We start from the raw sequence: 12,335 nt of genomic DNA on the forward strand, positions 1-12,335 counted from the left end.
ACAAAAAAACAGGCCCCCAGCGGAGCCTGTTTTTCTAAAAGGATATAATCCCGATTAAATTTAAGAACACAATAATAATAGCCAGCGGCACAACGAAACGGAGCAAATAAAACCATATATAAAAGAATGCTTTTCCGGGATGCGATCCTTGTCTCATTTCTGCCCACAGCTCCTGTTTCGATATTTTCAGCGGAATAAAAATAGAAATTAACAGGGCGCCTAATGGCAGCAGAACATTGCTGACAGTAAAATCGACAACGTCAAAAAACGTCTTATCAAATATGCGCACATCGCTCAGCATGCCATAAGATAAGCAAGATGGGATACCGACTAAGAAGATTAAAAACCCGCTTGTCCATGACAGTTTTTTTCTCTTTGTTTCATCGCCTTTGCCGATAATGGCTACAATCATTTCCACCATTGAAAAGGCAGAGGTCAGTGCGGCAAATAAAAATGCGACAAGAAAGCCGATGAAAAACAGGATGCCGAACGGAAGCTGTTCAAAAACGGCCGGAAGCACTGTAAACAGCAAAGTCGGACCTTCATTCGGCTCCAATCCGAAGGAGAAAACCGCAGGAAAAATAGCCAGGCCTGCCAAAAGTGTCACAATGATATTCATGACGACAATGGAGGCTGCAGACCGCGGGATATTTTGCGTTTTCGGCAGATAGGAGCTGTAAGTCACCATGACCGAAACCCCCAGTGTTAACGTAAAGAAAGCCTGTCCCAGCGCAAATAAAACAGACTCCGGCGTCAAATCGCCGAAATGAGGCACAAGCAAAAATTTCACGCCTTCAATCGCATGATCCAGCGTGAGCGACCGAAGAACAAGCAGGACAAACAAAATAAACAAAATCGGCATCATCACCGCGCTTACCCGTTCAATCCCTTTTTGAACCCCTCTTGCGACAACCAGCACAGTCAGCACCATAAAGATAAGCTGAGCCGCGAGCGTCTGCACGGGATTTTGAATAACAGAACCAAAAAGTGCACCGTACTGTTCCTGGGTGAGTCCGGACAGTGAACCTGATGCTGTTTTCACTATATATAGTAAAATCCATCCTCCGATAACACTGTAAAACGATAAAACTAAGAAACAAGCCGCTACGCCGACCCATCCTGTGAGAAACCAAGCTGTTCGCGGCGCTTCTTTTTTATATGCATCAATGGCATTCGTTTGGTTCCGTCTTCCAAAGATAAATTCTCCCACTAAAAGCGGATAGCCCAAGAGAATGGTAAATAGCACAAAAATAAGGAAAAAGGCGCCTCCTCCATTCGTCCCCGCTACATAAGGGAACTTCCAAATCGCGCCTAAGCCGATGGCTGATCCAGCGGCAGCCATGACGAAACCGATTTTTGAAGCCCATTGGACTGGTTTTTGCTCAGACAATGATGTCACTTCCTTTCCAGCCTATATTATCTCTTATTTTCATGCTTATTTCTATATATTCATTTGATGAGAATAGAAAAGAGAGCGGCCAGTGTCAGCCGCTCTCTTCTTTGAGAGTTATTGATTTAATTTTGAATGCTTTCTTGAATATAAGAAATAGATCGCCATGCCAATTAACAGCCACACAAGGAAGCGGACAATCGTCACCCATCCAAGATTAAAAATTAAGAACAGGCAGAAAAGAATTGCTAAGCCCGGGATAACCGGAACCCCCGGGCATTTAAAAGCTCTCGGGAGATCAGGCTGTTTCTTTCTCAATACGATAACCGCCACAGAAATCAGCACAAACGCTGACAGCGTACCGATGTTTACCAGCTTGGCAAGCTCATCAAGCGGAACAAGTGAACCGAGAAGCGCCGACATAATGCCGAAAAACCAAGTCGCAACATAAGGTGTTTTATGCTTCGGATGAACCTTAGAAAGCGAGCCCGGAACCAGGCCGTCACGAGACATAGCAAACATAACGCGTGTCTGTCCATAAAGCATCACAAGCATAACCGTTGTCATTCCCAAAACCGCGCCGATATCGATAATGCCTGCCACCCAGTTTTGTCCCGCGCTTTGAAGAACGAGAGAAACCGGATGATCGACGCCTGCAAACTGGGCAAACGGAACAACCCCTGTCATGATAGCCGATACAGTAACATATAAAATCGTACAAGCCAATAACGAGAAAATAATTCCTTTCGGCAGATCCTTCCCAGGGTTTTTCGTCTCTTCCGCAGCAGAGGATACAGCGTCAAATCCGATAAAAGCAAAGAAAACGAGCGCCGCTGCGCTGAATACGCCGCCAAAGCCCATTGGCATAAACGGCTGCCAGTTATCCGGCTTCACGTAAACAGCTGCCACCGCAATAAATAAGAGAACGACCAGCACTTTTAAAATCACCATAATGTTGTTGACTCTTTTAGATTCTCTGATGCCTAAATAAAGCAAATACGTTATCGCAAGAACAATGACAAACGCAGGCAGATTAAAAATGGTAAATGTTCCTTTTACAGCCCCCGGAGCAGCCGTTAAGGCAACCGGGAGATGAATGCCAAGCCCGGACAAAAATGATTGAAAATACCCGGACCACCCGACTGAAACGGCACTTACCGCCAGCATATACTCTAAAATTAAATCCCACCCGATAATGAAGGCCAAAAGTTCTCCCATTGTAGCATAAGTAAATGTGTACACGGAACCTGAGACAGGCACACTTGAGGCAAATTCAGCATAAGACAATGCAGCGAATAAACAAGCCAGCGCTGCGACAACAAATGAAATGGTCAGTCCGGGTCCGGCAGTTACTGCCCCTGTCCCCGTCAGTACAAAAATCCCAGTACCAATAATGGCCCCAATCCCAAGCAATGTTAAGTCAAACGCCCCTAATTCTCTTTTTAAGGATTTTTCCCCATTTGTTGCAGCGATTAAATCTTGTATGCTTTTCTTCCTAAATACGCTTCCTTTCATTCCCCTTCAACTCCTAGCTGATGTTTTCTTTATATTTTATTTGAATTTTCTGAATTCATGAGCGGTAATGGCCGTTTTTCTTTTTTTCTACTATATTTGTACTGGTGATGAATCATTCCTTTCTCCTACTCAATATTATATATAAAAATCCAAAAATGAAAACTAAATTTTTAAAAAATTCGACAAATTTCTGCAGTAACATATTTTCATGCACAAAAAAACCAGCAGATTTGCTGGTTTTTTGTGCATTATGTTGAAATAAAACGGCCGCCATTTACATGAATCGTCTGTCCCGTCATATAGGAAGATTCATCAGATGCGAGCAAGACGTACGCCCCCGCATGCTCAACCGGCTGTCCCGGTCTGCCCATCGGTGTATCAAGTCCATGCTGCTTCACTTTTTCTTCCGGAAATGTCGCCGGAATCAGCGGTGTCCAAATCGGACCGGGCGCCACCGCATTCACTCTGATGCCTTTATCAGCAAGAGATTTGCTCATTGATCGTGTAAAGGAGACAATTGCACCCTTTGTACTGGAATAATCAATTAATGCGGTATCCCCTTCATAAGCGGTAATCGAGGTCGTATTAATGATTGCGCCCCCTTCTTTCAAGTGAGGCAAAGCTTTCTTTGTCATATGAAACATTGAAAAAATGTTCGTGCGGAAGGTTTTTTCAAGCTGTTCTGTTGAAATATCAAGAATACTGTCCTGCGGGTGCTGTTCAGCTGCGTTGTTAACCAAAATATCCAGCTTCCCAAAATGGTCTACGGTTTGCTGTACAGCCTGTTCACAATGCTTCTCATCTCCGACGTCACCCGGAATCAGCAGGCAGCGGACGTTTTCCTGTTCAATCTGTTTTCGCGTTTCCTCCGCGTCAGAATGTTCGTCCAGATAAAGAATGGAGACGTCCGCCCCTTCTTTTGCGTACGCGATTGCTGCCGCTCTACCGATTCCGCTGTCGCCTCCTGTAATGATCGCGACTTTTCCTTTCAGTTTTCCGCTTCCTTTATAATCACGGTCCTCTGATAAAGGAAGAGGATTCATTTCGGACTCAATACCCGGCTGCCGGTCCTGCCGCTGCGGTTCTTGTCCTTCTGTTTGTCTGTCCATTGGGTTCATATTGATCACTCCTAGACATGATAATACTGATCGTTTACCACATCACAGCAGCGAATAAACCGCAACATATGTTTATAAAAGTACTTCTTCAGGAATAGCCCCTGTATATTTAGCTGACGGGCGGAAAATCATGTTGTTTTCTGCTTGTTCCAGCACGTGTGCGCACCAGCCTACCATTCGGCTTGCTGAAAACGTCGGTGTAAACAATTCATCATCAAAATCAATCGCTTTCATGACAGCAGCTGCATAAAATTCAACGTTTGTGTACAGCTTGCGGCCCGGTTTGTAGATGTCCAGCAAACGAATCGCCTCTGCCTCTACATGCAGCGCCAGATCCAAATCACGGTCATCTCCTGCAACCTCCTCAGCTTTCTGTCTCAAAGCTTCTGCCCGCGGATCTTTCGTCTTATACACACGGTGCCCAAATCCCATCAGGCGTTCTCCTTTTTCAAGCTTTGCTGTCAAATACGCTGCAGCATTCGCTTTTTCTCCAATGTCTTCAAGCATTTTCGTCACAGCAGATGGAGCCCCTCCATGAAGCGGGCCTTTCATCGTGCCAAGCGCCGCGGTAATGGCCGATACCAAATCACTCTCTGTAGACAAAGTGACCCGTGCCGAGAAAGTTGATGCGTTCATGCCGTGTTCCATGGCCAGAATCATATATGTTTCAAGCGCTTTCTTTTTTGCTTCTGAAGGCTGTTCACCTGTGAGCATATAATAATAGTTTTCGACATGTCCGTACTGGGAAGATGGCTCAATGGCTTGCTCGCCGCGCACCCAGCGTTTTCTGTAAGCGATAATGGACGGCGTGATGGCAATCAGCCGAATCGCTTCTTCTATTTTTGGATAAAACGTGTACGTATTTTCCCCTAATGCTGAAACAACCGTTCTCAGTACCGACATGTCGTCCATGTTGTTTGGCAGCGACTGAATCAAACGCCCGATGCGGTCAGGCAGGTTTCGCTCCGCAATCAGCTTTTTTTCAAATGTCTGTAATTCATCTGATGCCGGCAGTTTTCCAAATAAAATCAAGTAAGCGGCTTCTTCAAAGCTGTGATGCAGCGCGATGTCTTTTGCATGATGTCCTCTGTAGATAAGCCGGCCTTTTTCGCCGTCAATATGACTGATTGATGTGTCCACACATGTAATTCCCTTTAATCCGTAATGTACCATTTGTATTCCCCCTATCCTTTTCTGTTATTATAGTAAATATAATATTTAAAAAATATTGAATATTTTAAAGGGAATTAATTAAAAATCTTAATCAGAGGGAGAATGGAAATGGATTTCAAATGGCTTCACACCTTTGTGACCGCAGCGAAATATGAAAACTTCAGAAAAACAGCAGAAACGCTTTTTTTATCTCAGCCCACTGTAACCGTTCATATCAAGCAATTAGAAAAAGAAATCAGCTGCAAGCTGTTCGAGCGAAAAGGCAGGCAGATTCAGTTAACCGATGAAGGCAGGGCTTATTTGCCATTCGCTCTGAGGCTGCTTGATGACTATGAAAACAGCATGGCAGAGCTCCACAGAGTGAGACAAGGCTACTCTCAAACCTTACAGCTCGCGGTTTCGCCGCTTATTGCCGATACCGTGCTTCCATCTGTTATGAAACGATACACTTCAATGAATATCGAAACAGAAATTGCAGTGAAAATTTTTGAATCGGCAGAAATCTCGTCTCTGATTAAAGCCGGCGAGGCGGATATCGGACTGAGCTGTTTAAAAGTCCAGTCTTCTTCTTTAACATGCCACTGTTTATATAAGGACCCTGTCGTCCTCGTTGCGCCTCCTGATCAGCGTTTCACATCAGACGAAGAAATTGATGCCAAAGAGGTGCTTGAGCAATACCTGCTTTTGACCCACAATCATCCTGACTACTGGGACGACTTACTCCGTCAAGTCAGAGTGACTTTTCCATTTGTGAGAACAATGAAAGTCACACAAACCCATATAACGAAACGGTTTATAAAAGAAGGACTTGGCGTTTCATTCCTCCCCTTATCTACAGTAAAGCGCGAATTAGAGGAAAAACAGATGATCAGAATCCCTTACCATTCTGTGCAGCTGCCCTATGCCGGTGCTTATGCGATCGCCCTTTATGAAAATAAGAAGGAAAAAAAGTTTTTGGACTTTTTATCACATTTTCATTTTTAGATGTAACCAAAACGAAGATGCTCCGTCTAATGAAAAAACCCGTTCTATGAACGGGTTACTTCGCAAAATTAGAATCTTTTCGCACCGAGGTAGCGAGGCTTCCAGTAGCTGTTGTTCAGGCTGCTGATTTGTACACCGTCAGATCCTGCATGAACGAAACTGTTGTTTCCAATGTAAATCCCCATATGAGAAGGGCCGGATTTATATGTTGTAAAGAATACGAAATCACCGACAGACGGGCTGGCAATGCTCTTCATGGAACTCCAGTATCCCGCAGTGCTCGTTCTTGCCACACTTGTTTGTTTGTTTAATACGTACCAAATGAATCCGCTGCAGTCAAAACCGGAAGTTGTTGTTCCGCCCCATTTGTACGGCGTTCCAGTTAGCGCTTTTGCATCAGAAACCAGTTTGCTTACGTTAAGTGATGTAGATGATACTTTGCTGCTTGAACTAGATGAAGGCTTAGAGGAAGTGACAGGTTTTGAACTTGTTCCTTTCACCTTCAATACTTGTCCGACATAGATTAAATCTGATTTTAAGCCGTTGAGACTCTTTATTTTGCTAACCGTTGTGCCGTATTTTTTCGCGATTTTAGATAGACTGTCGCCGCTTACTACTTTGTATGTAGAAGTTGCAGACGTAGACACGCTTGATGAGCCGGAGCTGCTTGAACTGCTTGAGCCCTTTACTTTCAGAACTTGTCCGATACGCAGAAGATCTGATTTTAAGCCGTTCAGTTTTTTCAGTTCATTGATCGTCATGCCGTATTTTTTCGAAATCTTCCAAAGACTGTCGCCGCTCACTACTTTGTATGTAGAAGAAGATGAACTGCTTTTTGAACCTGATGCTGCCGATTTACCGTTAATGGATAAAGTCTGTCCTGCGTAAATAATATCAGAATGAAGCTTGTTTTCTGATTTAATTTTACTTATTGTGGTGCCGTATTTTTTTGAAAGATCCCATAATGTGTCGCCTTTTTTCACCTTGACGCTTTGTGCAGATGCCGCTCCTGCAAATAAGGTCGATCCTAAAACTACTGCTGTTGTAGCTGTAATGATTTGCTTTTTCATGTTTTCCTCCCTAAATATGTATATCTATTATTATCTCTTTTTTTTAATTAATCATCTTGTTTTCTATTATAAGGATGGATTCCCAACAGAAATAGTCTTGACTTCACGTGACAAATTTCTTAATTATTCGTTTTCAAAAAAAGTTTTTAAGGGTATTAAATATTTCATTTTCATTTCAAAGGTGACAAAAAACGAGTGCTTTTGTCATGTTTTTTGGGCGGTTTATCAACATTTAGGAAATAATTGAAGAAGGTTTTGGGGATTTATGACATAGCGTAAGAATGTGGAACTTATAGGTTTCGATAAAAACTGCGGGCATCCGCAGTTTTTTTATTTAAACAACCATATCACGCATAAACCATGAGGTAAAGATTTTTCCGGAAAAATGAATGCTTTGATGAAAGAAAGGCAAGATAACGGACACAGACAATTATATTCATCACAATCCTTTACCTAATGTTTACAGGATCAACAGCCGCACTTAACAAACATTCCCTATCGTAATAAGCAGAATAAATTAAAGGAGGCCTGCAAAAAAATGAGTCTGTTTCAAAAAATGAAATCAAAATTGCTGCCAGTCGCAGCTGTTTCCGTGCTTACAGCCGGTATATTCGCCGGTGCAGAGCTGCAGCAGACCGAAAAAGCAAGCGCCAAAAAACAAAACAAAGATGAGATCAGAAATGTCATTGTGATGGTTGGGGACGGCATGGGAGCATCATACATAAACGCCTACCGTTCCATGAAAAATAACGGTGAAACACCGAACAACCCGAAGTTAACTGAATTTGACCGGAACCTGACAGGCATGATGATGACGCACCCGGATGACCCTGACTATAATATTACAGATTCAGCAGCCGCCGGAACCGCATTAGCGACAGGCGTTAAGACATATAACAATGCAATTGGCGTCGATAAAAACGGAAAAAAAGTAAAATCAATACTCGAAGAAGCCAAACAGCAAGGCAAGTCAACAGGGCTTGTCGCAACTTCTGAAATTAACCACGCCACACCCGCAGCATACGGCGCTCACAATGAATCGCGGAAAAATATGAACCAAATCGCCAACAGCTATATGGATGATAAAATAAAAGGCAAACAAAAAATTGACGTTTTGCTTGGCGGCGGAAAATCCTACTTTACCCGCAAGGACAGAAATTTAACGAAAGAATTTAAACAAGCGGGCTACAGCTATGTGACAACAAAACAAGCGCTGAAGAAAAATAAAGATCAGCAGGTGCTCGGGCTTTTTGCAGACGGTGGGCTTGATAAAGCGCTCGACCGCGACAGCAAAACCCCATCCCTGAAAGATATGACTGTTTCAGCAATTGACCGGCTGAATCAAAATAAAAAAGGATTTTTCTTGATGGTCGAAGGCAGCCAAATTGACTGGGCCGCTCATGACAATGATACTGTCGGAGCCATGAGCGAGATTAAGGATTTTGAACAGGCCTATAAAGCCGCTATTGAATTTGCGAAAAAAGATAAACACACACTTGTGATAGCAGCTGCTGATCATACAACAGGCGGATTTACCATCGGTGCAAACGGCGAAAAAAATTGGCATGCGGAGCCGATTTTGGCCGCGAAAAAAACACCTGAGTTTATGGCCAAAAAAATCAGCGAAGGCAAACCGGTCAAAGATGTGCTCGCCCGCTATACAGATCTGGATTTCACACGTGAAGAAATGAAAAGTATTGAAGCCGCTTCACAGGCTGACAAAAGCAAAGGCGCCTACAAAGCCATCATCAAGATTTTCAACACCCGCTCTAACAGCGGCTGGACCAGTACCGATCATACCGGTGAAGAAGTACCGGTATACGCGTACGGCCCCGGAAAAGAGAAATTCAGCGGACTGATCAACAATACCGACCAGGCAAAAAACATATTTAACATTTTGAAAACAGGAAAATAAAAAGGATGCAGAACACTGCATCCTTTTTTCTTATAAATACCTGCGGTGAACCCCTTTTCCGTCATACGAAAACATCACTTGCTTATCCTCCAGCACAGATTCGATATGCACGCTTCTTCCCCACAGCTGGTATAAATAAGGAAGCACTTTCTCCAAGTATTTCAAATCCAGTTCTATGCCCTCATACCAATGCTTAATTAAGAGCTCGTTATTTTTCAGGTAATCGCCTTCGTTTACTGTCAAATATGGAAATCCTCCGTTTACCCGCATGCTCACAAGCTGGTCGCGGACAGCCTCCCATTCTTTATCAACGATTTTGTAGTCTCTGCCCTGCTTTTGGAACAGGTAAAGATCCTCGCGCATCACTAAATCTTTTGTTAAATAATTGCGGATGAATGAGATATCTGATTCAATCTCTCTGACCTCAAACATTTTCTCCCGGCCTGAGTTCGGCTTGACGCCCATTTTCTTCATTTCCTCAGTCGGATTGTTATACCGTTCCTCAATATCTTCAAAAATCTTCAGTCCCAAATAATAAGGGTTGATTCCCGTTTTTGACGGCTGGACAACCCCGGCATTCAGCTTAGCAAACTCTATCGCTTCATCAGAGGTTAAATCAAGCTCCCGGATAATTCTTTGATGCCAGTATGAAGCCCATCCTTCATTCATAATTTTTGTTTCCAGCTGAGGCCAAAAATAAAGCATTTCTTCTCTCATCATCGTCAAAATATCACGCTGCCACGGCTCAAGTTCCCTTGAATGCTCTTCAATAAAAAGCAGAATATCTTTCTCGGGTCGCGGCGGGAAAGGTTTTTTTGATTTTTTCAGTTGTTTTCTCGGTTTCTTTCCATCTAAATTCCATAGATCATCGTACGGCGTAGCCATTTCCTCAAATTCTTCTTCCTCATCATCCACACTCCACTGGAGCTTCGGACGCACCAAAGACGGATCGATATGCTCCTGGATTGAAAGGATCGCGTCTAAAAAGGCCTCCACTTCCTTTATTCCGTGAATCCGTTCATAATACTTAATCCGCTCCGCCGTTGCCGCCATGCTTTCCACCATGTCACGCTTCGTATTTTGGAAGCGGCAGTTGTTTTTGAAAAAGTCACAGTGGGCGAGAACATGGGCGACAATCAATTTATTTTGAATCAGTGAATTGCTGTCCAGCAAAAAGGCGTAGCATGGGTCTGAGTTAATGACAAGCTCATAAATTTTGCTTAATCCAAGGTCATAATGCAGTTTCATTTTATGAAACTGTTTCCCGAAGCTCCAGTGGCTGAATCTTGTCGGCATCCCGTACGCGCCGAATGTATAAATAATTTCAGCCGGGCAGATTTCATATCTCATCGGATAGAAATCAAGGCCGAATCCTTTTGCAACTTCGGTAATTTCCTCAATTGCCCGCTGTAATCCCTTTTTCTCCTCCGCGTTCAACCGAATCCCCCCTACTTGGACTTATCTATAATGTATGAGCCCGCCTGATAAAAGATGATAAGTCACATTTCCGCCTGAAAAAAACTTGCCCTGCACATTGGCCTGTTTGCCAAATGTGTCAGTGGGTAAAAACAGACCATATTACGAAAAAAAGGAGCGATACCAATTGAATGCAGCAGACATGTTTTCTTCTTATCTCAGTAAATTGCCAAACCTCATCATTGCTTTGCTTGTCTTATTAATCGGATGGGCTATCGCCAAAATCATTGAAAAAGTGGTGTACAAAGGGCTCAGAAAAACAAAAATCGACGACAAGATCTTTGCTGAGAAAAAGCCGTCACGCTATTCATCGGAAAAAATCGTAAGCAAGGTCGTTTATTTTATCGCTTTGATTATCGTCTTTATTTTATTCTTTAACATTTTGCACCTGACAACAGTGGCTTCGCCTTTTGTCAGCATGCTTTCTGCTATTGCAGCAGCTGTTCCGAGCGTGCTGAAGGCCGGATTGATTCTGCTGTTAGGCTGGGCGGCAGCTTCTGTGTTAAGCTTTCTTGTCAAAAAAATCGGGATGAAGCTGAACACGAGCGAAAAACTGCGCAAATGGAACTTGGTATCTGAAGGGAAAGATATTCACCAGGCAGTTAACGCCGCTTCACAAATTGTCTTTTATCTCGTGCTGCTCATATTCTTGCCGGGCGTCTTATCTTCACTGAATATCAGCGGAATTTCAGGCCCGTTTACCAATATGATGGAAAGCGTACTCGCTTTTCTGCCGAAATTATTCGCTGCCGCGCTGATCGTTTTAATCGGCTGGCTCATCGCCCGCCTGGTCCGTGACATCATCACGAATTTCCTAGCAAGCATCGGTACAGAAAGATTCGCTGCTCGTATGGGATTATCCATTTACTTAAAGGATACAAGCCTTTCAGCTGTCATCGGAACCATTGCTTATGTGCTGATTTTAATTCCGGTTGTCATTTCAGCGCTTGATCGTCTTGATGTCGCCGGCATTTCTCAGCCAGCCGTCTCTATGCTCAATACCATCTTAAACATGCTTCCGAATATCATTATCGCCATCGTACTGATTTTAGCCGGTATATGGGCCGGAAAATGGGTAAACACAATGGTGTCCGGACTGCTCCGCCGTGCAGGCTTTGATTCTTTATTAGGAAAAATGGGCGTAGAACCTGGCGCATCCGCAAAGCTGTCACTCTCCCAAGTTGTCGGTATGATTGCGCAAATCATTGTGATCCTGCTGTTTACAGCCGAGGCGCTGCAAATTGTTCAGCTGCATTTACTCGTTGAGATCGCAGGAGGCATCATTGCGTATCTGCCGAATGTCCTTGTCGCAGTATTTATCCTCGGAATCGGCCTTTACGCCGGAGAATTGGTGCGCAAGGTACTGGCCAGCATGATCAAAGGTCAGGAGTTCAAATCTTTAGCTGCGATTGCAAAGTATACAATCATCGCACTGGCTTTCTTTATGGCACTAGATCAGCTCGGAGTCGCTGACACAATTGTCAATTCCGCATTTATCATCGTGCTTGGCGGATTCGCACTTGCATTCGGTTTATCATTCGGTCTTGGCGGAAAGGATTTTGCTTCACGTTATCTTTCTAAATTCGAACGCAAAATTCAAAACACCGAGGTTGATACAAAAAACCGTTCAAAACAAAATCCTTCCAATGACATGAATTAAAAAAAAAGCGTGTGCCCATCAGGGTGCACGCTTT

The 12,335-nt window shown here is 43.6% G+C and carries 9 protein-coding genes; 3 read left to right on the forward strand and 6 right to left on the reverse strand.

The features are described 5' to 3' along the window. Positions 1-34: 34 nt before the first annotated feature. From WA325_RS16720 to citA, 4 genes are all read right to left on the reverse strand, one after another. Complete coding sequence (locus WA325_RS16720; RefSeq protein WP_059352610.1) at positions 35-1,390, reverse strand: sodium-dependent transporter; 1,356 nt, start codon at positions 1,388-1,390, stop codon at positions 35-37. Positions 1,391-1,507: 117 nt separating this feature from the next. Beyond that, positions 1,508-2,905, reverse strand: a complete 1,398-nt coding sequence (gene bcaP, locus WA325_RS16725) for a branched-chain amino acid transporter BcaP (RefSeq protein ID WP_101860899.1) — start codon at positions 2,903-2,905, stop codon at positions 1,508-1,510. 248 nt (positions 2,906-3,153) lie between these two features. Next, on the reverse strand, positions 3,154-4,023 hold the full coding sequence (locus tag WA325_RS16730) for an SDR family oxidoreductase (protein WP_336183966.1): 870 nt from the start codon (positions 4,021-4,023) through the stop codon (positions 3,154-3,156). A 72-nt stretch (positions 4,024-4,095) separates the two neighbouring features. Continuing rightward, on the reverse strand, positions 4,096-5,196 hold the full coding sequence (citA, locus tag WA325_RS16735; protein WP_024120727.1) for a citrate synthase CitA: 1,101 nt from the start codon (positions 5,194-5,196) through the stop codon (positions 4,096-4,098). Between the two features lie 108 nt (positions 5,197-5,304). Between citA and citR the strand changes: the two genes are divergently transcribed. Continuing rightward, positions 5,305-6,180: a transcriptional regulator CitR gene (citR, locus tag WA325_RS16740; RefSeq protein ID WP_105955278.1), complete on the forward strand. Its 876-nt coding sequence runs from the start codon at positions 5,305-5,307 to the stop codon at positions 6,178-6,180. A 68-nt stretch (positions 6,181-6,248) separates the two neighbouring features. On the opposite strand, the gene WA325_RS16745 is transcribed toward citR, so the two are convergent. Continuing rightward, complete coding sequence (locus WA325_RS16745) at positions 6,249-7,250, reverse strand: C40 family peptidase (protein ID WP_024120725.1); 1,002 nt, start codon at positions 7,248-7,250, stop codon at positions 6,249-6,251. A gap of 538 nt (positions 7,251-7,788) precedes the next feature. Here WA325_RS16745 and WA325_RS16750 point away from each other — a divergent pair. Continuing rightward, the gene (locus WA325_RS16750; RefSeq protein WP_336183967.1) at positions 7,789-9,165 is read left to right on the forward strand and encodes an alkaline phosphatase; all 1,377 of its coding nucleotides are present in this window, start codon (positions 7,789-7,791) and stop codon (positions 9,163-9,165) included. Between the two features lie 30 nt (positions 9,166-9,195). Here the strand turns inward: WA325_RS16750 and spoVR are convergent, their stop codons facing one another. Next, a complete protein-coding gene (gene spoVR / locus WA325_RS16755; protein ID WP_024120723.1) occupies positions 9,196-10,602 on the reverse strand; it encodes a stage V sporulation protein SpoVR in 1,407 nt (468 codons plus the stop codon). A gap of 166 nt (positions 10,603-10,768) precedes the next feature. Here spoVR and WA325_RS16760 point away from each other — a divergent pair, with 166 nt between their 5' ends. Next, positions 10,769-12,301: a mechanosensitive ion channel gene (locus WA325_RS16760; protein WP_442895287.1), complete on the forward strand. Its 1,533-nt coding sequence runs from the start codon at positions 10,769-10,771 to the stop codon at positions 12,299-12,301. Positions 12,302-12,335: the final 34 nt, after the last annotated feature.

Origin of the sequence: Bacillus sp. 205(2023), assembly GCF_037027485.1 — a bacterium.
Classification (GTDB): Bacteria; Bacillota; Bacilli; order Bacillales; family Bacillaceae; genus Bacillus; species Bacillus halotolerans.